General features: G+C 68.3%; 21 protein-coding genes and 1 pseudogene. 7 read left to right on the top strand and 15 right to left on the bottom strand.

Going from position 1 to position 22,725, the window contains the following annotated elements:
• Positions 1–711 (bottom strand): HlyD family secretion protein (locus ACOJTB_RS10155; RefSeq protein WP_420102404.1); only part of this gene is annotated, 711 nt, incomplete at its 3' end.
• Between the two features lie 168 nt (positions 712–879).
• On the opposite strand from ACOJTB_RS10155, the gene ACOJTB_RS10150 reads away from it, so the two are divergent.
• Positions 880–1,512, top strand: a complete 633-nt coding sequence (locus ACOJTB_RS10150) for a TetR/AcrR family transcriptional regulator (protein WP_420102403.1) — start codon at positions 880–882, stop codon at positions 1,510–1,512.
• Positions 1,513–1,541: 29 nt separating this feature from the next.
• Here the strand turns inward: ACOJTB_RS10150 and ACOJTB_RS10145 are convergent, their stop codons facing one another.
• The 3 genes from ACOJTB_RS10145 to ACOJTB_RS10135 form a co-directional block, all read right to left on the bottom strand.
• On the bottom strand, positions 1,542–2,042 hold the full coding sequence (locus tag ACOJTB_RS10145; protein WP_420102402.1) for a histidine kinase: 501 nt from the start codon (positions 2,040–2,042) through the stop codon (positions 1,542–1,544).
• Between the two features lie 97 nt (positions 2,043–2,139).
• Positions 2,140–3,054 carry a DMT family transporter gene (locus ACOJTB_RS10140; protein WP_420102401.1) on the bottom strand — a complete coding sequence of 305 codons (915 nt, stop codon included), beginning with the start codon at positions 3,052–3,054 and terminating at the stop codon, positions 2,140–2,142.
• A 179-nt stretch (positions 3,055–3,233) separates the two neighbouring features.
• On the bottom strand, positions 3,234–4,268 hold the full coding sequence (locus ACOJTB_RS10135; protein ID WP_420102400.1) for an aspartate-semialdehyde dehydrogenase: 1,035 nt from the start codon (positions 4,266–4,268) through the stop codon (positions 3,234–3,236).
• Positions 4,269–4,777: 509 nt separating this feature from the next.
• Between ACOJTB_RS10135 and ACOJTB_RS10130 the strand changes: the two genes are divergently transcribed.
• The gene (locus ACOJTB_RS10130) at positions 4,778–5,830 is read left to right on the top strand and encodes a hypothetical protein (protein ID WP_420102399.1); all 1,053 of its coding nucleotides are present in this window, start codon (positions 4,778–4,780) and stop codon (positions 5,828–5,830) included.
• A gap of 86 nt (positions 5,831–5,916) precedes the next feature.
• Complete coding sequence (locus ACOJTB_RS10125) at positions 5,917–6,222, top strand: hypothetical protein (RefSeq protein ID WP_420102398.1); 306 nt, start codon at positions 5,917–5,919, stop codon at positions 6,220–6,222.
• Between the two features lie 43 nt (positions 6,223–6,265).
• Here ACOJTB_RS10125 and ACOJTB_RS10120 read toward each other — a convergent pair whose 3' ends face one another.
• Together ACOJTB_RS10120 and ACOJTB_RS10115 are read right to left on the bottom strand one after the other, a co-directional pair.
• Positions 6,266–8,680: a transketolase gene (locus ACOJTB_RS10120; RefSeq protein ID WP_420102397.1), complete on the bottom strand. Its 2,415-nt coding sequence runs from the start codon at positions 8,678–8,680 to the stop codon at positions 6,266–6,268.
• 149 nt (positions 8,681–8,829) lie between these two features.
• On the bottom strand, positions 8,830–9,108 hold the full coding sequence (locus ACOJTB_RS10115; RefSeq protein ID WP_420102396.1) for a hypothetical protein: 279 nt from the start codon (positions 9,106–9,108) through the stop codon (positions 8,830–8,832).
• A 233-nt stretch (positions 9,109–9,341) separates the two neighbouring features.
• Here ACOJTB_RS10115 and pcaD point away from each other — a divergent pair, with 233 nt between their 5' ends.
• Together pcaD and ACOJTB_RS10105 are read left to right on the top strand one after the other, a co-directional pair.
• Positions 9,342–10,136: a 3-oxoadipate enol-lactonase gene (gene pcaD, locus ACOJTB_RS10110; protein WP_420102395.1), complete on the top strand. Its 795-nt coding sequence runs from the start codon at positions 9,342–9,344 to the stop codon at positions 10,134–10,136.
• 67 nt (positions 10,137–10,203) lie between these two features.
• Positions 10,204–10,929: a Crp/Fnr family transcriptional regulator gene (locus tag ACOJTB_RS10105; RefSeq protein WP_420102394.1), complete on the top strand. Its 726-nt coding sequence runs from the start codon at positions 10,204–10,206 to the stop codon at positions 10,927–10,929.
• A gap of 36 nt (positions 10,930–10,965) precedes the next feature.
• Here the strand turns inward: ACOJTB_RS10105 and ACOJTB_RS10100 are convergent, their stop codons facing one another.
• Genes ACOJTB_RS10100 through ACOJTB_RS10085 form a run of 4 tightly spaced genes read right to left on the bottom strand, consistent with a single transcriptional unit; the run spans position 10,966 to position 14,364 of the window.
• Positions 10,966–11,451 carry a hemerythrin domain-containing protein gene (locus tag ACOJTB_RS10100; RefSeq protein WP_420102393.1) on the bottom strand — a complete coding sequence of 162 codons (486 nt, stop codon included), beginning with the start codon at positions 11,449–11,451 and terminating at the stop codon, positions 10,966–10,968.
• 7 nt (positions 11,452–11,458) lie between these two features.
• On the bottom strand, positions 11,459–11,590 hold the full coding sequence (cydX, locus tag ACOJTB_RS10095) for a cytochrome bd-I oxidase subunit CydX (RefSeq protein WP_076440931.1): 132 nt from the start codon (positions 11,588–11,590) through the stop codon (positions 11,459–11,461).
• A gap of 20 nt (positions 11,591–11,610) precedes the next feature.
• On the bottom strand, positions 11,611–12,768 hold the full coding sequence (gene cydB, locus ACOJTB_RS10090; protein ID WP_420102406.1) for a cytochrome d ubiquinol oxidase subunit II: 1,158 nt from the start codon (positions 12,766–12,768) through the stop codon (positions 11,611–11,613).
• 21 nt (positions 12,769–12,789) lie between these two features.
• On the bottom strand, positions 12,790–14,364 hold the full coding sequence (locus ACOJTB_RS10085; protein WP_420102392.1) for a cytochrome ubiquinol oxidase subunit I: 1,575 nt from the start codon (positions 14,362–14,364) through the stop codon (positions 12,790–12,792).
• Between the two features lie 102 nt (positions 14,365–14,466).
• Here ACOJTB_RS10085 and ACOJTB_RS10080 point away from each other — a divergent pair, with 102 nt between their 5' ends.
• Entirely contained in the window at positions 14,467–16,074 is a 1,608-nt protein-coding gene (locus tag ACOJTB_RS10080; RefSeq protein WP_420102391.1) for an ABC transporter transmembrane domain-containing protein, read from the top strand.
• Positions 16,071–17,669: an ATP-binding cassette domain-containing protein gene (locus ACOJTB_RS10075; RefSeq protein ID WP_420102390.1), complete on the top strand. Its 1,599-nt coding sequence runs from the start codon at positions 16,071–16,073 to the stop codon at positions 17,667–17,669. Before ACOJTB_RS10080 ends, ACOJTB_RS10075 begins: the two co-directional genes overlap by 4 nt.
• A 17-nt stretch (positions 17,670–17,686) precedes the next feature.
• Here ACOJTB_RS10075 and ACOJTB_RS10070 read toward each other — a convergent pair whose 3' ends face one another.
• From ACOJTB_RS10070 to ACOJTB_RS10050, 5 genes and pseudogenes are all read right to left on the bottom strand, one after another.
• Positions 17,687–18,418, bottom strand: coding sequence for an ABC transporter ATP-binding protein (locus tag ACOJTB_RS10070; protein WP_420102389.1), 732 nt, complete (start codon positions 18,416–18,418; stop codon positions 17,687–17,689).
• The gene (locus tag ACOJTB_RS10065; protein WP_420102405.1) at positions 18,405–20,150 is read right to left on the bottom strand and encodes a branched-chain amino acid ABC transporter ATP-binding protein/permease; all 1,746 of its coding nucleotides are present in this window, start codon (positions 20,148–20,150) and stop codon (positions 18,405–18,407) included. Before ACOJTB_RS10065 ends, ACOJTB_RS10070 begins: the two co-directional genes overlap by 14 nt.
• 29 nt (positions 20,151–20,179) lie before the next feature.
• Positions 20,180–21,055 (bottom strand): branched-chain amino acid ABC transporter permease, encoded by an 876-nt coding sequence (locus ACOJTB_RS10060; RefSeq protein WP_420102388.1) that lies wholly within the window; start codon positions 21,053–21,055, stop codon positions 20,180–20,182.
• Between the two features lie 100 nt (positions 21,056–21,155).
• Positions 21,156–22,310, bottom strand: coding sequence for an ABC transporter substrate-binding protein (locus ACOJTB_RS10055; RefSeq protein ID WP_420102387.1), 1,155 nt, complete (start codon positions 22,308–22,310; stop codon positions 21,156–21,158).
• 237 nt (positions 22,311–22,547) lie between these two features.
• Positions 22,548–22,725 (bottom strand): annotated as a pseudogene (locus tag ACOJTB_RS10050) (sugar ABC transporter permease); the annotation flags it as partial.

Here is a 22,725-nt window from a genome sequence, read left to right as displayed (position 1 = left end):
GTTGGCATCCGCCTGGGCCACGCCGGCCTTGGCGCTGGCGAGCGCGGCGACGGCCGGGTCGCGCCCGGCCGTCGCGGCATCCAGCGTGGCCTGGGAGCCGTAGGATTTCGCGGCCAGGCTGTTGGCGCGCTCGTAATCGGCGGCGGTGCGGGTGACCGCGGCCTCGGCGGAAACCTGCTGCGCCTGCGCCTGCGTCAACGCCGCGCGCCCGGCCTCGATCTGGCTGTCGATGCGCGCCAGCGTGGCCTGCGCGGTGGCCGTCTTGGCCCGGGCGCTCTCAAGCGCGATGCGCCAGTCGCCGTCGTCAAGCGCGACCAGCGGCTGGCCCGCCTTGATCTCCTGGTTCTGCACGACCGAGACCGACGCGATATTGGCGGCGAGCTTCGCCGAGACCGTCGCCATCTCCGCGCCGACATAGGCATCGTCGGTAGAGACGATGAAGCGGCCGTTGCGCCACCAGTCGATGCCGTACCAGAGGCCGGCGCCCACCGCCGCCGCGGCCACGAGCATCAGGGCGCCGCGCTTGAGCGGGCTCTTGCGCTTCTGCTTCTCCGCCGCCGGAGTCCCCTCGGAGGCAGCCGTATCCTGCGCCGGCGTGTTGCGCGCCTCGCGGGCCGTCACGGTTTCGGACTCGGGCTGCTGGGTCTCGGCATGGGTGCCGACCAACTTCAGTCGGTCGCGGCGCGGCTCGGAAGCGATCTCGGCAGACATGAATGCGTCCTGCGTTCAATTCGAACCAACCGGTTCGATGGCGCTTGAAATAGCGCGGGCTTTGACGCATATCAAGCCAGATCGAACCAACTGGTTCGATTCTTTCTTGGACCTGCGGCGAGGAGTCGCACCCCGATCTTGATCATGCATGGAAATTCCAAAACAATCGTGAAATCAGGGGCCCGAAATCGCCGCATCGCCGGGGCCGACCCGGAAAAGCACCGTCAGATCCTGGACGGTGCGCAGCACGTCTTCACCGCCCGCGGCTTCGACGCCGCCAGCATGAGCGACATCGCGGCGGCCGCGAACGTCTCGAAGGGCACGCTCTACGTCTATTTCGAGGACAAGGAGCACCTGTTCGTCGCGCTCATCCAACGCGAGCGCGAGGCGCAGAAGAGCGCGGCGCTCGAAGCCTTGAACGAGGATCAGGACCCAGTCCGAGCGCTCGGCAATTACGGGCGATGCCTCGCGAGGATGATCAACAGCGAACTCGCCGTCAGCGCCCATCGGGTCGTGATCGGCGTGGCCGAGCGGATGCCGGAGCTCGGCCGGGACTTCTATGAGAAGGGCCCGATGTTGGGCTCCCAGCAGCTCGCTCGCTATCTCGACCGCATGACCGCCGAGGGCAAGCTCGCCATCGAAGACACCTTTCTCGCTGCGGTGCAGTTCCTCGACCTGTGCCAGTCGACGCTGACGCGCCCGCGCCTGTTCAACGCCGTCCGCACCCCGCCGAGCGAGGCGGAGGTCGACCATGTCGTCGAGGAAGCGATCGCGATGTTCATGGCGCGCTACGGGCGCTGACGCCCCAGCAGCGCGCCGGCCGGACAGCGCTATTTCAGCGCCTTCAGGCTGTTGATGATCGAGCTCAGCTCCTTGAGGTTTTCCTTTTCGCCCTCGGGCGAAGCCCAGTAGGTGAGGACCAGCCCCTTGGTCTCGGAGACCTGCATGAGGGTCAGGCTGACATGGGTCGGGCCATCGTCGTCCTTGCCGGTCCACTGCACCTGGACGCCCTCCATGCCGTTGATGGAGAACGGCTTCTTCTCCTGCGTCGCGGGATCGACGACGACGCCCTTGCTCTTCAGCCAGATGATCCCGTCCGAGATGGCCTTCGCAGCGTCCTTGAGCTCCGTGACCTCGACCGCGACATAGACGGTCTCGTCGTCGGACAGCGATTCGACGCCCTTGTCGATCTCGGTCGATTCCCAGTCGTCCGGCATCGTGACGACCGCGACGGGGTTCGGGTCGGGGATCGAGTAGGTCTTGGCGCTGGCGAGCGCCGGCGCAAGGAAGAGGCTCGCGGCGAGCACCGCGCGGGCAAGATGGATATGCATAGCAGGGTCCTGGGAACGAAAGCGCCGGATGGCGTAACGTCAGCCTATATATCAGCTTTCGCCCGGCGCCATTCGTCCTAAGGCGGGGCCGCCCGACTCATCGCTGCCCCTGTCCGCCGGCGGCGATCCGGTGGGCGCGCAGGCGCTCCCTGTGGGCGGTATAGAGCCCCGAGCCCGCGATGATCGCCGCACCGACATAGGTCCAGATGTCCGGCATGGCCGCGAACACCAGATAGCCGAAGATCGATGACCAGAGCAGCTGCGAATAGGCGAAAGGAGCCAGCAGCGAAGCATCGGCATAACGGAAGGCCTGGATCAGGAAGATGTGCCCGACGGTCGAGATGCCGCCGACGAAGGCGCCGATCAGGATCGACTTGAGATCGAGCGCCTGCCAGGTGAACGGCACCGCCAACGACAGCAGGACGAAGCCGATCGTCGCGGAATAAGCCAGCGTCACCACCGGGATCTCGGTCCGGCTCATCATGCGCGTCGTGATCAGCGAGAGCGCCCAGAAGAAGGACGAGCCGAGGACGAAGAGCGAGGCGGCATGAAAGCCGTCGCCGCCGGGGCGGACCACGACCATCACCCCGACCAGCCCGACGATCGTCGCCAGCCAGCGCCGCCAGCCGACGACCTCGCCCAGGATCGGGATGGACAGGGCCGTCACGAACAGCGGCGACACGAAGGAGGTGGCCGTCGCATCCGCCATCGGCAGATCGCGCAGCGCCGCCACGAACAGGATCGAGGAGACCGTTACGCCCAGGGCCCGCACCACCTGCAGGCCGGGCCGGCGCGTCCGCATCCTGCGGAAACCGCCGGTGAAGCAGACCGTGGCCAGCATGATCGCGGCGAAGGTCCCGTAGCGCATCCAGGTGATCTGCAGCGCTGGCAGGCTGGTCGCGAGATATTTCGACGCGATGTCGCCGCTGCACATGAAGATCGAGGCGAGCAGCACGAGCGCGATGCCGCGTGCGGAATTGTCGATGCGAAGCCCGCCCGGATGGGGCGGCACGACAGGCGGGTCAGGCAAAGGAGCGTTGGGCAAGGGCTGGGGTTCGCGCGCGGGAATGCGCAAGCCTTAGCCGGTTTGCCGGGCGCATCCACCCGCAAAGACAGGTGCCCGCCCATGCCTGTCGGCATGGGCGGGCCCCTGGTCCGGTAAAGTGCGGCGCTGGAACGCCCCGCTGACCCTCAGGCCGCCTGCTTGCGCGGCTGGATCAGCTTGCGGTTCACCAGCACTTCGGCGATCTGGATCGCGTTGAGCGCAGCGCCCTTGCGCAGATTGTCGGACACGCACCAGAAGGCGAGGCCGTTCTCGACGGTGGCGTCCTCGCGGATGCGCGAGATGTAGGTTGCGTCCTCGCCGGCCGCCTCGTGCGGGGTGATGTAGCCACCGGGCTCGTGCTTGTCGATCTCGTGGTTGGCCGGCGCGGTGCGCAGCACCTCGCGCGCCTCCTCGGCGGTGACCGGCTTCTCGCACTCGATGTTGACGCTCTCGGAATGGCCAATGAAGACCGGCACGCGCACGCAGGTCGCGGTCAGCTTGATCTTCGGGTCGAGGATCTTCTTGGTCTCGACCATCATCTTCCACTCTTCCTTGGTGAAGCCGTCCTCCATGAAGACGTCGATCTGCGGAATGAGGTTGAAGGAGATGCGCTTGGGGAACTTCTTGGTCGTGACCTCGCCGGCCGAGAACACGGCCCGGGTCTGGTTGAAGAGCTCGTCCATGCCCTCCTTGCCCGCGCCGGAGACCGATTGGTAGGTCGAGACGACGACGCGCTTGACGCCGAAGCGCTCATGCAGCGGCTTTAGCGCCACGACCAGCTGCGCGGTCGAGCAGTTCGGGTTGGCGATGATGTTCATCTTGGTGAAGCCCGCGGCGGCGGCCGCGTTCACCTCGGGCACGATCAGCGGGACATCGGGATGGGTGCGCCAGGCCGAGGAATTGTCGATCACGACGCAGCCCTGCGCGCCGATCTTCGGCGACCACTCCTTCGACACCTCGCCGCCGGCCGACATCAGGCAGATATCGGTGTCGGAGAAATCGTGATGCTCCAGCGCCTTCACCTTCAGCGTCTTGTCGCCGAAGGAGACCTCGGTGCCGACCGAGCGGGTGGAGGCCAGCGCCACGACCTCGGATACGGGGAAAGCGCGTTCGGCGAGAATGTCCAGCATCTCGCGGCCCACATTGCCGGTGGCCCCGGCGACTGCGACCTTGAAGCTCATCTGATCAGATCCTTTGCGGATGGTACGGTTCGGATCTCCCTTTGGGAGCCGCCCGGCCGCGTTTGCGGGCCGGTCCGGCGATCTGCCCCCGCCGGGGGGAGATGAACCCGGAACCGAGGCGAAGCGTCAGCGCGACGTACCGGCTTTCCCGGACGTCGTTTTGGTCGTGCGTTTCGTCGTCGGACGCAGGGTCACGGAACCAATCCCGAAGGGCTGAAGCTTCGCAAGGCCGGCGCAAGGAGCGCCGTGTCTCGTTGAGAACACCCGCGCACGCGAAAAGTCAATCGCCACAGCAGCGTATGCGCGCGGTTAACCCTGCTTCTTGACCGGCTGTTCACGCTGCCGAAGCTTTCCCGCCGCCCAGTAACCGGCAGGCCAGAGTTGCGCGTCAGCCTGCGCGGCATCGACGACGCGGTGCGGGCCCTGCGGCCCGCCGGGAGAACAGCTTGCAGCGAGGCCCGGAAGACAGCCAAGCGCGCCTGATGCCGGCGGCGGAGGGGCATAGCCCTGTGCCGACCCTTGCGCATGAGCTGCGGGCGCAGCTGCGCCTCGCGCTCTCGCGCCTCGCCCGGCTGGATGCCGTACCCGCCGTGATCGCCGCCCTCGACCGGCTGGAGCAGGTTGCGCGACGTCTGTTTCGGCTGTTGCGCTGGCTGGCCCCGCGCCGCGCGCTGGGCCTGACCGGAGCGCTCGCCTGGCGGGCGACGGCGGCGCTCGCCGGCATCGGCGGCACCGCCGCCCTCGTCACCGGCCTCTCGGCCCAGGACGAGCCTGCGCTCCGCCCCTCCGCCCCCCTCTCCGTCGCCGCCATCGGCCAGACCGCCCCGGCGGTCTCCGCCGGTCCCTCGAGCTGGACGCCGGTGCAGCGGCCGATCGCGATGTTCGATCTGTCGGCGCCCGAACTCGGTCGCTCGCCGCCGCAGCGCGCCGCGCGCACCGCGGCCGGGCTGCGCGAGGATTTGCTCAGCTTCGGCGGCCTCGGCCAAGAGGGTCCGCATCTGGTGCTCGTCCTGCGCACCGGCCGGCTCGATGACGCCGATCCGCGACCCTTCACCGTCGCGATCGCGCGCGAAGCGGCGGCCCAGGCTCTTTCGGTGAGCCGCAGCAGCCTGCCTCTGGCGATCGAGACGCGCTTCGGCCGCGTCGAAACGGCCGATGTCGTGCTCGGCGATGGCCGCGAGACGCGCGGCTGCATCGCCTTTCGCTCCGTGACGGGAGAGGCCGGTTTCGCGCTGCGCGGCTGGTGGTGCGCCGCCGGCCGGCCCAGCGACAGGCGCCAGCTCACCTGCCTGATCGACCGGACCGACCTCGTGAACGCGGCGGATGACCAGGCCTTGCGCGCCGCCTTCGCCGCCAGCGAACTGCGCCGCCAGCCGGCTTGCGAGCGCCCTCACCTCGCTGCCACCGGCCGCAAGGCCTCATGGCTCGATGCCCAGACGGCAGCGCCGGCCCTGCGGAACAAGACTGCGGCGCCGGAGCCGCAGCGCTCCCTGCCCACGCCACGCAAGAAGCCGCCAAAACTCGGCGCGCGCGGCCGGGCGGCCGGACAGGGCGACGCCTAACGAAGTTGTTAATCGCGGCGCGCTATCCTTTCGTAACCCTCGCGCATTGTTATCTCGCTCAACCGCCGCTCTCCGGAGACCTCGCCATGACCTCGTCCAAGCGCCTCGCGCTCACTGTCGCTCTCGCTCTGGCGGCATCGACCGCTCTGGCCACGCTTGCCGAGGCGCAGAACCGCCGTGGCCCGCTGAAGGTCACGGTGCAGAAGCGCAGCTATCTCAACCCCGGCAACATGGTCCCGGTCGGCTCGCTGAACCGCTATGCGACGCAGGCCTCCTACGCCTCGCCGGTCTATTCCAGCATGGGCGACAGCTTCGGCGAAGGTGCGCTGCCGGGCCGGATCGGCGCCGGCGCCAATCCGTTCGCCAACACCTTCGCGACGCCGCGCTACTGAAGTCGACCGGGGCTCCGATCCGCCCGGAGCCCCCCCGATCCGATCAGGGCAGCGCCTTGAGATAGCGCACCGGCCGGCCCGCCGCAGCCGCGTTCGCGGCATGGACGATCGCGTTCGCGTCGATGCCGAAATGGCGGTAGAGATCGGCCACCGTGCCGGTCTGGCCGAAATGCTCGACGCCGAGCGCCTTCTGCTTGTGCCCATGCACGCTGCCCAGCCAGGCCAGGGTCGCCGGGTGGCCGTCCAGCACCGAGACGATTCCGCAATCGCGGGACAGCCCCCCGAGCAGCCGCTCGACATGGCTCGTCGCGGCATGGTTGCCCCGCTGGCGCGCCCTTTCCGCCGCCTGCCAGCCGGCGTTCAGCCGGTCAGCCGAGGTGATGGCGAGCAGCCCGACATCACGCCGATCCTCGCCCAGCAGGCCCACGGCCTCGATCGCCTCCGGCGCCACCGCCCCCATATACGCAACGACGACCGAGCAATTCGGGCCCGGCTTCCGCAGCCAGTAGGCGCCGTCGATGATGTCGCGCTCCAGCTCCGGCGTCATCGCCCGGCTCGGCTGCTCGACCTGCCGCGTCGACAGCCTGAGATAGACCGAGCCGCCGGTCTCGTCGCGCAGCCAGGTCCGCTCGTCCGGATCGCCTTCCCCGTCCTTCTGCATGTACTCGAAGGACCAGCGCATCATCACGGCCAGCTCGTCGACGAAGGCCGGTTCGAAGGCGCAGAGCCCGTCCTGGCTCATCCCGATCAGCGGCGTCGCGATCGACTGATGCGCCCCACCTTCCGGCGCGAGCGTCACGCCGGACGGCGTCGCGACCACCATGAAGCGGGCATCCTGGTAGCAGGCATAATTCAGCGCATCGAGCCCCCGCGAGATGAAGGGGTCGTAGAGGGTCCCGATCGGGATCAGCCGCTCGCCGAAGATCGAATGCGACAGGCCCAGCGCCGAGAGATTGATGAACAGGTTCATCTCCGCGATGCCGAGTTCGACATGCTGGCCCTGCGGCGAGAACTCCCATTTCTGCATCGAGGGAATGCGCTCGTCCTTGAAGGTGTCCGCCATCGACGCCTTGGCGAAGAGTCCGCGCCGGTTCACCCAGGGGCCGAGATTTGTCGAGACCGTGACGTCCGGCGCCGTCGTGACGATCCGGTCGGCCAGCGGCCCGCCCGCCTTGGCGAGCTCGTCCAGCACCTTGCCGAAACCCATCTGCGTCGACATGACCGGCTGGATCCCGGCTTCCAGCTTCGCCGGCACGGGTAGCTTCGGCGCCACGCGCCGCCGCCGGCCCTGCGAAAAGAACGGCACCGAATCCAAAAAGGCGCGCACCTCGCCCTCGGGCAGGCTCAAGCCCTCGAACGGCTCCCACTCATGCCCTGGCCGGATGTTGCAGGCCTTGCGGAAGCCGTCGAGCTGCTCCTTGGTCATCAGCCCGGCATGGTTGTCCTTGTGCCCGGCGAGAGGCAGGCCGAAGCCCTTCACCGTATAGGCGAGGAAGCAGACCGGCCGGTCATGGTCGATGCTCTCGAAGGCTTCGAGGATCGAAGGCAGGTCGTGCCCGCCGAGATTGCACATCAGCGCCGACAGCTCGGCATCGGAGCGCGCCTCGATCAATTGCGTCACCGGCCCCTGATCGCCGAGATCGTCCATCAGGCGCTTGCGCCACGCCGCGCCGCCCTGGAAAGTCAGGGCCGAGTAGAGCTGGTTCGGGCAGGAATCGATCCAGGCCTTCAGCCGCTCGCCGCCCGGCTCCGCGAAGGCGGCCTGCTGCAGCCGGCCATATTTCAGCGTCACGACATCCCAGCCGAAATTGCGGAACATCGTCTCGAAGCGGTCGTAGAGCCCTTCGCGGATGACCGCGTCGAGAGACTGACGGTTGTAGTCGATCACCCACCAGGTGTTGCGCAGGCCGTGCTTCCAGCCCTCCATCAGGGCCTCGAAGATATTGCCCTCGTCGAGCTCGGCATCGCCGATCAGCGACACCATTCGCCCTTCCGGCAGATCCTTGGCCCAGCCATGGGCCTTCACGTAATCCTGCGTCAGCGAGGAAAAGAGCGTCTGGGCGACACCGAGACCCACCGAGCCGGTCGAGAAATCGACGTCGTCGATGTCCTTGGTGCGCGAAGGATAGCTCTGCCCTCCCTTGTAGCCGCGAAAATTCTCCAGCTTCTCGCGCGTCTGCAGACCCATCAGATAATTGATCGCGTGGAAGATCGGCGAGGCGTGCGGCTTCACCGCCACCCGGTCCTGCGGCTTCAGCGCCGCCATGTAGAGCGCCGTCATGATCGTGGCCAGCGAGGCCGAGGAGGCCTGATGCCCGCCCACCTTCATGCCGTCCGCGTTGGGGCGGATATGGTTGGCGTTGTGGATCGTCCAGGAGGCGAGCCAGAGGATCTTCTTTTCCAGATCCGCCAGGAACGGCAGGCGCGGATCGGCGGGCGTGCTTTTGTCGCTTGTCATCGTTGGCATCGGAACTCCCCTGAGCACCGATGATGCACGATCGGCGTGGAAGATCGAACCAAATCCGCATCCGGCCGCACCGACCTTTGGCGGATTTCGGCGCGCGATCGGCTGCCTTTGGCGTGATCGGCTAAAACCCGCCGGCAGGATCAGCGCCGCTGCGGAACCGTGGGGCGCGCGGCCCGGAAGGCCTCGACCGCGGCCGCCGCCAGATCGGTGACGGAGGCATAGCGGTCGCCGATGAGCTTCACCACGATGCGGCCGAGCCGGTCGCGGGCATCGGCCTCGGTTTCGAGCCCGAGCCGGATTTCCTCCTCCAGCGCCGCCCAGGCACGCGCCTGCACCGCCTCCGCGACCAGAAGCTGCTTGGAGTTCAGGACACCTGGGAAGATGAAATTCGTCACGGGAATCGGCGTCGGCATCGTCATGGCGAGGGGCATATAGGCTGGGTGGCAAAGGCGGCAAGTCTGGGGCGGCAAGTCGGCGCGACAATGCGGCGCGGCAAGTGGGAACGGCGGGGCGAGAGGACAATTCCGCCGGCCTGCCGCGGTTCCCGATGGTCGCGAGCGCTCGCCGATCGAAGCGCCGCGGCGACCTTAACAAGGCCGCGCGCAGGACGCATAACGGTGCAGGCAAGACGCGGCAGTGAAGGAGGCAGCCCATGGCGTTCGCACGCATCGCAAGCGGGATCACGCATTGGCGCGAGGCGGGCCCGCCCGATGCGCCGCCTGTCGTCCTCGTCAATTCGCTCGGCACCGATTGCCGCCTCTGGGACGAGGTCGCAGCCGGCCTCTCGGATTCCTGGCGCGTCATCGGCTACGACAAGCGCGGCCATGGTCTGTCCGATTGTCCCGCCGGCCCCTGCCGCATCGCCGATTACACCGATGATCTGCTGGCTCTGGCCGACCAGATCGGGCTGCGGCGCTTCTCGCTGGTCGGGCTGTCGATCGGCGGGCTGATCGGCCAGGACCTCGCCAGCCGCCATCCCGGCCGTCTCTCGGCGCTGGTGCTGGCCGATACCGCACCCAAGGTGGGCACCGCCGAAAGCTGGGCCACGCGCATCGCGGCCGTGCAGGAAGGCGGGCTCGCCGCCATCGCCGATGCGGTGATGCAGCGCTGGTTCACCCCCGCCTTCCACGAAAGCAGGCCGTACGACCTCGCCGGCTGGCGCACCATGCTGCTGCGCCAGCCGGCGCAGGGCTATATCGCCGCCTGCGAGGCCCTGCGCGATGCCGACCTCACAGGCAGCATCGGCGCCATCGCCGCCCCGACTCGCGGGGTCTGCGGCGATGACGACCAGTCGACCCCGCCGGAGCTGGTGCGCGAAGCCGCCTCGCGCATTCTCGGTGCCCGCTTCGAGCCGATCGCCGGCTGCGGCCATATTCCGCCGGCCGAGCAGCCGGGCCGGCTGACCGCCCTGATCCGCGAGCATCTGGCCGCGCACGCTTCAGGCTGAGGGCCTGCGGCAACATGTGACCGAAGGGCTTATTGGCCGCGGCTCGGCCGCACGATATAGCGGATGAATGATCCGCGAAGACGTCCACAGCACCGGGATTCCCGTGCTTTGCGCCTCCTGCGAGGCGCGGCATCGCGGCATTTGCGGCGCCTTGACGCCCGACCAGCTGGTCACGCTCTCGAAGACCACGACCAAGCGCAAGGCATCCGCCGGCGAGGAGTTGGTCGGCGATGCCGAGAGCATCGACAGCTACGCCAATGTCCTCTCCGGGGTGGTGAAGCTGACCAAGATGCTGTCGGACGGGCGCCAGCAGATCGTCGGCCTGCAATTTGCCCCTGATTTCCTCGGCCGCCCCTTCAAGGTCGAGAGCACCCTGAGCGCCGAGGCCGCCACCGATGTCGAACTCTGCGCCTTTCCGCGCCGGGCGATCGAACGGATGATGGGCGAGCAGCCGGATCTGGAGCACAAGCTGCTGCAGCAGACGCTGAAGGAACTCGACCAGGCGCGCGACTGGATGGTGACCCTCGGGCGCAAGACGGCGGCGGAGAAGGTCGCGAGCTTCCTGCTGATGATCGCCCGCAACATCGACCCCACCGCTGCTCCGACGCAGCGCGGGGTGTCCTTCGACCTGCCGCTCTCGCGCGGGGAAATCGCGGATTTCCTGGGGCTGACCATCGAGACCGTCAGCCGGCAATTCACCCGGCTGCGCTCGGATGCGGTGATCGGCATCGAACACAACCGCCATGTCCGGATCGCCGACATGGCCCTGCTGGCGGCCCGCGCCGGGGACTGAAACGGGGCATCGCGCCAGAGCAGGGCGAGCCTCGCCTCAGGCCAATCCCTCGCGCGGGGGCGGCGTTTCGAGCGCCGGCAGCACATGGTCGCGCTCGAAGGCGATGTGGCGGCGCATCGAATCGAAGAAGCCGCGCAGCATGTACCCGAAGGCTTCCGCATTGGTGATCAGCCGGCCATGACCATGCGCCAGCAGCGCCTCGGTCAGGTCCTCCGCGGCACAGCGATCCTGAAGATGCTCGGCGGTGAGCCGCGCGCAGATCGCGGCGCCGCGCTCGGTGCGCCCGAAAGCCGGCAGAACCACGGCTTCCTCGAAGCCGTGGCAGGCGTCCAGCAGCGGGATCAGCGTGCCGGCGAGCATCAGGCAGCCCAGCCGGTCGACATCGCCCGGCAACTGGTCGGCCAGGGCCTCCAGCGCGTCGCAGGCCTGCAGCAGGCGGCGATGGCCGCGCTCCATGTCGATGCGGGGCGGAAAGCCTGCCGCCGCAGCGCCGTCATCCTGTCTCGGCCGCGCGCTGGTCATGGGCGCATCACGGCGTCGGCAGGCGCACCGTCGGATGCGCCGGCTCCTCGCGCACGGTGCGCAGCTCGTACCAGAGCGCGTTGAGGATGCCGACGGTGGCGGCGAGGCCGAGACCGAGAACCCAGGCGAAATACCACATGGTCAGGCTCCTTCGCGGTGTCAGTAGGCGGCGTGGCCGGCTTCGGTGACGCTTTTCTCGCTGACCTTGCCCCACAGCACCCGGTAGACCCAGGCGGTGTAGGCGAGGATCAGCGGCATGAAGATCACCGTCGCGATCAGCATGTTGCGCAGCGTCGCCTGGCTCGACGAGGCGTCGAACACGGCGAGCGACTGGTCCGGATGGCTGCTCGAGGGCAGCAGCAGCGGGAACATGGCGCAGCCGACCGTGGCGATGATCGCGGCCACGGCGAGCTTGGAGGCCAGGAAGGTCAGGCCCTCCGCCCCGGCCTTGAAGCCGATCGCGGCCAGCAGCGGGGCGGCGACGCCCAGCCCCGGCACCAGCCACAGCAGCGGATAGGCCCGGAAATTGGCCAGCCAGGCCCCACCATCGGCGATGACCGTCTTGCCGAGCGGATTGGAAGGGCCGCTCCAGACGATGGCGGAGGTGATGCGATAGCCGCCGAGCCAGCCCTGCGCGAGCAGGACGCCGCCGAGCGCGAAGAGCAGCGCGGTGAGCAGAGCGGCCCGCAGGCCGAAGCGCTTGGCCCGCTGCGATACCGCCCCGTCCGCCTTGAAGGCGAGCCAGGCCGCGCCATGCATCACGATCATCGACAGTGAGACCAACCCGCAGAACAGGGCGGCAGGATTGAGCAGGCCGAAGAGATTGCCCTCGTAGATCGGCCGCAGATCGGCGGTGAAGTGGAAGGGCACGCCCTGCAGCGTGTTGCCGATGGCGACCCCGAAGATCAGCGCCGGCACGGCCCCGCCGATGAACAGCGCCCAGTCCCAGCGCGAGCGCCAAGCCGGGTCCGGCCTCTTCGACCGATATTTGAAGCCCACCGGCCGTAAGATCAGCGCCGCGAGCACCAGGAACATCGCCAGGTAAAAGCCGGAGAAGCTGAGCGCGTAGAGCGCCGGCCAGGCCGCGAAGATCGCCCCGCCGCCGAGGATGAACCAGACCTGATTGCCCTCCCAGACCGGCCCGATCGTATTGATCGCCACGCGGCGCTCCAGATCGTTCCGCGCGACGAAGGGCAGCAGCGCCCCTACGCCCATGTCGAAGCCGTCCATCGCGGTGAAGCCCACCAGCAGCACGCCCAGCAGCAGCCACCAGGCGACCCGCAGGGTGTCGTATGAAAACAGGAACTCGATCATGATTCTCGATCCTTGTTTGCCGGCTTACTCGGCGGGCTGCGGCGCGCCGGCGATGGGGCCGGGTGCAGCGGTGTCGATGAGCGAGGCGATGTCCGGGCCCTTGCGGATGGCGGCGAGCATCAGCTTCACCTCGATCACCGCCAGCGCGCCGTAGAGCAGCGTGAAGCCGGCGATCGTGACCATGAGATTCCAGGCGCCGAGCTCGGAGGTGGCGAGGAAGGTCGGCAGCACGCCTTCGATGATCCAGGGCTGGCGGCCGAACTCCGCCACGAACCAGCCGAGTTCGGCGCCCAGCCAGGGCAGAGGCAGCGCCAGCAGCGCCATGCGGAACAGCCAGCGCGGCACTTCGCGCTCACGCGCCGTGTGCCAGAGCGACAGGCCGCACACGCCGATCATGACGAAGCCGCACAGCACCATCAGGCGGAAGGAGAAGAACAGCGGCGGCACGCCGGGCACCGTCGACCAGGCGGCGTCCTTGATCTGCGCCGCGCTGGCCTGCCGCGGATCGGCGACGAACTGCTTCAGCAGCAGCGCGTAGCCGAGATCGGCCTGATGCTCCGCGAACGCGGCCCTGGCGACGCCGTCCTTGCGGTCGGCCTTGATGCGCTCCAGCGCGTCATAGGCGATGAGCCCGGTGCGGATGCGCTCCTCGGCCTTGCCGACGAGCTCCTCGATGCCGGGGATCGGCTTGTCGAACGAGCGCGTGCCGATCAGCCCCATCACCCAGGGAACATGGATCGCGAAATGCGTCTCGCGATCCTTCAGGCTGGGCAGGCCGATGGCGGTGAAGGCGGCCGGGGCCGGCTCGGTCTGCCACATCGCCTCGATCGCGGCGAGCTTCATCTTCTGGTTGTCGGTGAGCGCATAGCCGCTCTCGTCGCCGAGCACGACGACCGACAGCGCCGAGGCCAACCCGAAGGCCGCCGCGATCACGAAGGAGCGCTTGGCGAGTTCCAGATGCCGCCCGCGCAGCAGATACCAGGCCGATACGCCAAGCACGAAGCCGGCGCCGCAGACATAGCCGGCCGAAACCGTATGCACGAATTTGGCCTGCGCCACGGGATTGAAGATCACCGCCGCGAAATCGGTCACCTCCATGCGCATCGTGTCGGGGTTGAAGGCGGAGCCGACGGGGTTCTGCATCCAGCCATTGGCGACGAGGATCCACAGCGCAGAGAAATTGGTGCCCAGCGCCATCAGCCACGTCACGACCAGATGCGCGCGGGCCGACAGCCTGTCCCAGCCGAAGAAGAACAGGCCGACGAAGGTGGCCTCGAGGAAGAAGGCCATCAGCCCCTCGATCGCAAGCGGCGCGCCGAAGACGTCGCCGACATAATGCGAGTAATAGGCCCAGTTCATGCCAAACTGGAATTCCATGGTGATGCCGGTGGCCACGCCCAGGGCGAAATTGATGCCAAACAGCACGCCCCAGAACTTCGTCATGTCCCGCCAGATCGGGCGGCGCGTCATGACGTAGACCGTCTCCATCATCGCGATGAGGATCGACAGGCCGAGCGTCAGCGGCACGAAGAGAAAGTGATAGAGCGCCGTCAACGCGAATTGCAGGCGCGACAGATCGACGAGCAGCGGATCGACCATGGGCAGGGTCCTTTCAGGCTTGCCCCCGGTCTAGACCCCCTGCCCGCCAGCGCCCTTGATTTGAATCAAGTCGTCGCCGCGCGCCTCATGCGACAGAAGCGCATGACCCAGAGCAAACGCACCGCCACCGCGCCGATCGCACCGACCGTCCGGGACGGCTCGGGCGCCCTCGCCCAGGCGCAGGCGCAGGCAGCGCTCGCGCTGCGCGGCCTGCTCGCGCTGCTGATCGGCCGCATGGTCCTGCGCCTCGCCGCCGCCGGCAGCATGGCCCTGCTGTTCGGCGCGGTGATCATGGGCGAGCCGGTCACGGCCATGCCGGTGATCGCCGCGCTCGGGCTCGTCCTCACCTCCATCGCCGCCGGGCTGGCCTGCGACCGGCTCCAGGCCGATGCCGAAGCCGATGCGGCGGTGACACTGCGCAACCGGCTGCGCGACCAACTCGCTGCCGCGCCCGCCGGGTCCCTGCGCGGTCTGTCGGCGGGCCGGGCCGCCGTCGCGCTCCAGCGCCACCCAGAAGCCGTGGCCGCCCTCGTCATCGGGCACAAGGCCGCGACCGCGATGATGGTCTTCGGCCCGCTTCTCGCCGCCGGAGCGCTCGCACTCGTCTCCTGGCAGGCCGCCCTGCTGGTGTTGGCTCTCACACCCATCATGATCCTGTTCTTCGCGCTCGTCGGTGGTGCGATCCGCGCCCGCGCCCAGGCACAGGAGCGCAGCTTCGGCCATCTGGCCGCGCATTTCGCCGATCGCATCCGCTGCCTGCCGACCATCCTCGGCAATGATGCGCTGGCGCCGGAGCAGGAGAGGCTGGCCGAGCGGCTCGACGCTTATGTCGCGCGCACCATGAGCGTGCTGCGCCTCGCCTTCCTCAATGCCGGGTTGATCGACTTTTTCGCCTCGCTGTCGATCGCGATGCTCGCTGTTTTCCTCGGCCTCGGCCATCTCGGTCTGCCGACCATGCCCGGCTTCGCCCATCTCTCGCTCTGGCAGAGCCTGTTCATCCTGATGCTCGCGCCCGAATATTTCGCGCCGTTCCGCCGCTTCTCCGAGCAGTATCACGCCAAGGCCGAGGGCCTGGCCGCCGCCGAGGGGCTGGATGCGCTTCTCGTTCCCGCGCCCGCCGCACCCGCCCTGCCGCAGGTCGATCGCGCCCTCGCCGAACCGCAAGCCTGGCCGGCGCAGGGGCTCGTCGTCGTCAGCGGGCAGAGCGGGGCCGGCAAATCGACCCTGCTGCGACGGCTCGCCGGCATCGAGCAGGCGGGCGAGCAGACCGGACACCTGCCGGACGGGCCGCGTCACTGGGTCGGCACGGACAGCGTCGTCGATGGCCGCACCCTTGCGGAGGCCATCGGCCGCGACGCACCGATGGCGAGCCCCGAGCGGGTCGCCAGCGCGGCCGCGCAGATCGGCTTGCTCGACGACGCGCTCCTGCCGGGTGGGTTGGCCGCCGAAATCGCGCCCGGCGGCGCCAATCTCTCCGGCGGTCAGCGTCTGCGCATCGCCGTCGCCCGCGCGCTGCTGGGCACAGGTTGCGTGATCGCCGATGAGCCGACCGCGAAGCTCGATGCCGGCAACGCCCGCCTCGTTCGCGCGGCGCTGCGCGAGATCGCCCGCACTCGCCTCGTCGCGGCGGCCAGCCACGATCCGGCGCTGATCGCGCTGGCCGATCGCCATGTCGCGCTGGGCGCCGCGCTGGACGGAATCGCCGCATGAACCGCACCCTGTCCGCCCGCCACGATGCGGCCCGGCTTTGGCGCCTGACCGCCCTGCTGGCCGGGGCCGCGCTCGGCTGCGCCCTGCTGCTCGCCGGCCTTTCGGCCTGGTTTCTCGGCTCGGTTGCCCTGGCGGGGCTTTCGGCCGCGGCGGCGAGTTTCAATTTCCACGTCCCGGCCGCCCTTGTCCGCCTCTTCGCCCTCGGGCGCACCGCCAGCCGCTATGGCGAGCGCCTGCTCGGGCATCAGGCGGCGCTGACCGATCAGACGGTCCGCCGCATCGGCCTGTTCGCGGCGATGGCCCGCGCCCCGGATGTGCGCGCTGCCGGCTGGCAGCTCGCCGATCAGGCGCGGCTCGCCGATTATCTCGACGATGTCGAGGATCTCGATTTCGCCCGATTGAGGGCCCGGTTGCCGGCGCGCCTGCTCGCTTGCGGCCTTGTCGGCAGCCTCCTCGCCACCGCAGCCGTCTCTCCGCTCGCCCTGCCGCCGATCGCGCTGGGGCTGGGCGCCGTCGCGCTGAGCCTGCGGGCGCTCGATCGGCGCGGCCCCGCCTTGTGCGACGTCATCCGCTCCGAGCGACGCCAGGGCGCGCAGAGGGTCGGCGCGATCCTGCCATCCGTCGTTGCCTTGCAGGCCGAGGGGCAGTGGCGGGCGCGCCTGACCGAAGCCCTCGGTTCCTTCTCGGCCGCCGACGAGACGGTTCGGACGCTCCGGCGCCTGCAGGCCCGCAGCGATGCGCTCGCTGCTCTGCTTGGCCCGCTTGCGGCATTGAGCGTGGTCGGCGCCGCCTGGTGCGCGGGCGCCCGTCTCCACGAACTGCTGCCGGCGCTCTTCGTGGCCTTCTCCTGGACCGCTCTCGGCGAGAGCGCGCAGGGCGTCTCGCGCATGCTCGTCGCCGCCATCCGGCGCGATGCGGCGGGCCGACAGATCGCCGGCTGGACCGCCGCTGCGGCCGGGCCAGCACCCGCCCGCCGTCACCACGCCCGGCCGGAGGCGCTTTCGGCACGCGGCTGGCAGCGCCGCACACCGGATGGCCGGCCGATCGGCGCGCCGCTGGACATTGCCCTCGCCGCCGGACGCCCGACCCTGCTCGCCGGGCCGAGCGGCATCGGCAAGACCAGTCTCCTGAAGCAGATCGGCGGCTGGCTCGGCGACGACGTGATGGTCAGCGCGGGCGCCGACCTTGGCGCGGCCGACCGTCGGGCGCTCGCCATGGTCTGTCCGCACGATGCGGCGGTCCTGACCGACACGATCCGCACCAATCTCTTCGCGCCCGGCCGTGACGATGCCGCCCTGTGGGAAGCGCTGGCCGCCGTCGAGCTCACGGAGCGCATCCGGCGGGCCGGCGGCCTCGATGGCTGGATCGCACAGGACACGCTCTCGCTCGGCGAGGCACAACGGCTCAACCTCGCGCGTGCCTGGCTGTCGGAGAAGCCGCTGCTGCTGCTCGACGAGCCGACCGAACATCTCGGCCAGGCCCAGGGCCGCCGGATTCTCGCCCGTCTGCTGGACCATGCGCGCGAGAGGATCGTGGTTCTCGCGAGCCACGACACCGACGCTTCGGCCCATGTCACGCGGCTGGTCCTCCGCTGAGGCGTGCCCTCTCGCCGTCAGGCCGCCGCGTGCCGCCCGCCGAGATAGGCCGCGCGGATCTCCTCGTTCGACCAGAGCTGGTCCGGGGCGCCGGAGAGCACCAGCCTGCCGGTTTCCAGCACATAGCCGCGATCGGCGACGGACAGCCCCATCCGGGCGTTCTGCTCGACCAGCAGCACCGTGGTCCCGCGCCGCCGGATCTCGGAGATGATGGCGAAGACCGCCTGCACGATCACCGGCGCAAGCCCCAGCGAAGGCTCGTCCAGCAGCAGAATGCGCGGCTTGGCCATCAGCCCGCGCGCCACGGCGACCATCTGCTGCTGGCCGCCCGAAAGCGTCCAGCCCAGCGCATCGGCGAAGCGGCGGATATCGGGGAAGAGATCGAACATCTCGTCCGCCTCACGCCGGATCTGTGCCGTCGCGATGCCCTTGCGGTTGGAGGCGCCGAGCATGATGTTCTCGCGCACCGACAGGCCGGGAAAGACGCGCCGCCCCTCCGGCACATGCGCGATGCCGCGCTTGACGATCTCCTCCGGCTTGAGCCCCGCGATCGACTGCCCCTCGAACAGGATATCGCCCGAAGCCGGCTTGGCGAGGCCGGAGATCGCCCTGAGCGTCGTGGATTTGCCGGCCCCGTTGGAGCCGAGCAGTGTCACCACCTCGCCGGCCTCGACGGTGAGCGAGATGCCGTCGACAGCCTCGACCTCGCCATAGCGGACGACCAGGGATTTCAGTTCAAGCAGCGACATCGGGAGCCGTTCCGAGATAGGCCGCGATCACATCTGGATGCTTCAGCACATCGGCGGAATAGCCGTCCGCAATGCGGCGGCCGAAATTCAGCACGGTGATGTGCTGGGCCACCTCGCTGACCAGAGTCATGTCGTGGTCGATGATGAGAATGGTGAGACCGCGGGCGGAGATGCGCTTGAGCAGATCGCGCAGCTCCACCTTTTCCGAGGAGTTGAGGCCCGCGCCCGGCTCATCGAGGAGCAGCAATGCCGGATCGCCCGCGAGGGCGCGGGCGATCTCGACCGCGCGCTGGTGCCCATAGGAGAAATTCGCCACCACCTCGTCGGCGCGTTCTTCCAGCCCGACGAAGGCGAGCGCTGCCCGCGCGCGCGCCAAGAGCGCGGCCGCGTCCCCGCCGACGGGATTGCCGGGACGCTCCGCCCCGACCATCACGTTCTCCAGCGCCGTCATCGAGCGCCAGAGCCGGATGTTCTGGAAGGTGCGGCCGAGCCCGGCGGCCGTGCGCGCATGCGGCGGCAGATCGGTCACGTCCCTGCCGTTCAGCATGATGGTGCCGGAGGTCGCCTTGTAGAGGCCGGAGAGCACGTTCAGCGTCGTCGTCTTGCCCGAGCCGTTGGGCCCGATCAGCGCATGCACGCCGCCGCGCCTGATGGTGAGATCGACGCCGTCGACCGCCTTCAGCCCGCCGAAATGCTTGGAGAGGCCGCGCACCTCCATCACCGTGTCCGAGCCCGTCCCGCCGCCGGAGAGTTGCAAAGTGTCGCCGGCGAGAACCGATCCGGCCGCGCGCTTGAAGCGATCGAGCTGGTTCCGCAGGAAGCCCCAGATGCCGTCCGGCATGAACAGCACGATCAGGATCACCGCCGCCCCGTAAATGGCGAGATAGAGCCCGGGAATGCTCTTGAGGAAGCGCAGCCATTCCGGGATGAGGATCAGGAGGCCGGTGCCGATCGCAGCCCCGATCGGCGAGGCGACGCCGCCCAGCAGCACCATGGTCAGGAAGACGACCGATTCCGCAAAGGAGAACTGGTCCGGGCTGACATAGGCGAAGCCGCCCGCGAACAGCGCCCCGCCGATGCCGCCCAGCACGGCCGAGAGCGCGAAGGCCGTGACCTTGGTGCGGTAGACGTCGATGCCCGCGACGCCCGCCGCGAGTTCGTTGTCGCGCACAGCCCGCATCGCCCGGCCCAGCCGCGTGTCGCGCAGCTTCCAGACCATGAAGCCGAGCAGGCCGAGCATGAAGATGCAGAAGGCGAGATAGGTCGAGCCGTCGGCGAGGAAGCCTGGCCGAGGGATCGCGCGCACCCCGTCCGGCCCCTTGGTGACCGGGATCCAGTTGATCAGCACGAGCGTCAGGATCTGCTGGAAGGAGATCGTCACCATGGCGAGGTAATGCCCGCCGAGCCTGAGCGTCGAGGCGCCGAGCAGCGCGCCGAAACCGGCGGCGAGGCAGCTGCCGATCAGCAGGCAGACCCAGAAATTCAGCCCGTAATCGGTCTGGCCGAGGCCGACAGCATAGGCGCCGAGGCCGAAGAAGGCCGCCTGCGCCAGATTGATCTGGCCGCAGAGCCCCAGCACGATCGTCAGCCCCAGCACCGCGATGGCATAGGTCGTCGCCTGGAGCGAGATGTTGAGGACATAGCCTGTCTTCGGCACCACGAGCGCGAAGACGATCGCGGCGAGCACCAGCACGACATAGGCCGGAACGCCCCAGCGCAGGCGGGGGCGCATCGCGGCCCCCTCGGTGGTCGCGCTCATGCTCATGCCTTCTCCGCCACGCGCTCGCCGAAGATGCCCTGCGGCCGGAAGATCAGGAAGGCGATGAGCACCAGGAAGGCGAAGCCGTCCTTGTAGGGTACCGAGACATAGGCCGCACCGAAGGTCTCGATGACGCCGAGCGCCAACCCGCCGATGATCGCGCCCGTGACGTCGCCGAAGCCGCCGATGATCGTCGCCGCAAAGGCTTTCAGCGCGATCGTCGCGCCCATGCCGATCGAGACGAACAGAACCGGCGCCACCAGGATGCCGGCGATGCCGCCAATCACCGCCGAATAGACGAAGGTGATCATGATCATCACCGCCACCGGAATGCCCAGCAGCGAGGCCATCTCCTTGTCCTGCGAGGTCGCCTGCAGCTTCTTGCCGAGCAGCGTGTGCTCGAAGAACCAGTACTGCAGCGCCACCAGCAGCGCGGTGACGACGATGATCAGCACATACTGATTGTCGAGATAGACCGGGCCGAGCATAAAGCCGGGCGTATCGAACCAGCCCGAGAGCACCTCCGGTTCCGGCCCGTGGACCGCGAGCGTGGTGTTGGCCATGAAGATCGAGGCGCCGATCGTCGAGATGATGACCGGCAGATAGGTGCGGTGCCGCAGCGGATAATAGACCGCCAGGTTGAACACGGCGCCGAGGCAGGCCATGCCGAGCAGCGCGAAGATGAAGGCCACCCAATAGGGCAGCCCGACCTTCACCGAAAAGACGACCATCAGGAAGGCGGCCACCATTGAGAACTCGCCCTGGGCGAAGTTCACGACATTGGTGGCGCGGAAGATCAGCACGAAGCCGAGCGCGACCAGCGCATAGACAGAGCCGATGCCGATGCCAGTGAAGAGAAGCTGAAGGACGAGATCCATCTGGTATCCGCTTGTGCAGGGAGCCTGTTCCTCCCCGCCGCAGCGCGGGGAGGCCGATGGTTCTGGGAAGCGCGGCGCGCGGGCCGCGACGGTGGCCGGATCAGCCGAGATTGGGCGTGAAGTCGATCCGCTTGTCGAACTTGATCTCGCCCTTGTCGTTCTTGACGATGTTGTAGCCGTGCAGGCCGTCACCGTTCTTGTCGAAATTATATTCGCCCTCGGCACCCTTGTGGCCGCGGATGGCGAGCATCGCCTGACGCACCTTCTCGGGTTCCGTCGTGCCCGCCTTGTTCATCGCCATGGCGAGACAGGTCACGGCGTCGAAGGTCCAGGAAGACTGGTTGTCGGGCGCGACCTTGCGCACCTCGCGATAGGCCTTGCCGAAGGCCTTGGAGGCGTCGCTGGAATCCTCGGCATAGTCGGCGACGCCATAGGTGTTGTAGAGCGCCGGCCCCGCCAGCTTCAGCGCCGAGACGTTGACGATCGAGGGCGAGCCCACCCAGGGAATGTTGACGCCGAGCTGGCGCAGCTGGCGGGCGAAGATGCCGAGATCGGTCTCGAAGGTGAAGTAAGTGCCCAGGATATCGGCGCCGGATTGGCGCACCGCCAGCACGACCGGGGTAAAGTCCTGGCTCTGATTGGCATAGCCCTGCTTGAGCGCCAGAGTGGCGCCGTTCTCGCCGAGCGAATCCTCCAGCGCCTTGGCACCGGCGGTGCCGAAAGCGTCCGTCGAATGGACGATCGCCCATTTCTTCTTGGCCAGTTCCTTGCTGCCATATTGGGCGATGACCTTGCCCGAATAGGAATCGTTGGGTCGGAAGCGGAAGAGCCAGGGATTGCCGAGCTTGGTCAGGTTCGGGTCCGTGCCGCCGAAGCCCACCGGCTTGCCGGCCTTCAGCATGTCCGGCGCCATCGCATGCATCTGCGTCGAGCGGATGGAGCCGATGAAGGCCACGATGTCGGGCTGGCTGGCGAGCTTGGAGAAGGCGAGCACCGCGCCCGGATTGGTCGTCTGATCGTCCTCGAAGACCAGTTCCAGCGGCTTGCCGAGAACCCCGCCGGCCTTGTTGACCTGTTCGAGGGCGATCTTGGCTCCGGTCTGGGCGAAGGAGCCGGATTCGGCGGCGGCGCCCGTGTTGGGCGTGACCATGCCGATCTTCACGGTCGCGCCCTGCGCGAAGGAGCTGCGGATGATGGCCGGAGCGGCGACGGCTCCGGTCAGCGCGGCAGTGAAACCACGGCGAGTCAACAGCATGTCATTCCTCCCTGCGGGTCCGGGTCTTTGGCGCCCGGCCTCACGTTGCTAAATCGATTTATACCTTCGTCGAATGCACCTGTCCGATGGCCCCAGGACGACTGCGCCGAGCGCGAATTCGTCAATGTTTTCAAGATGTGGGAATAAGTATGGCTTTTCCGCCGGGCGATTGCAATGCGCCAGGGGACGCATGCCGCGCAACCGCCCTCTAGGGCCTCGAAGCGACGCTGCGTCGGCTCAGGCCCGGCGCTGGTTGTAGACGTCGAGGCACACCGCGCCGAGCAGCACGATGCCCTTGATCACCTGCTGGTAGTCGATGCCGATGCCCATGATCGACATGCCGTTGTTCATCACGCCCATGATCAGCGCGCCGATCACCGCCCCGCCGACCTTGCCGACGCCGCCATAGGCCGAG

This window comes from Allobosea sp. (genome assembly GCF_048595345.1).
In the GTDB taxonomy this organism is placed as follows: Bacteria; Pseudomonadota; Alphaproteobacteria; order Rhizobiales; family Beijerinckiaceae; genus Allobosea.
This window is presented reverse-complemented; position numbering and strand designations above follow the sequence as displayed.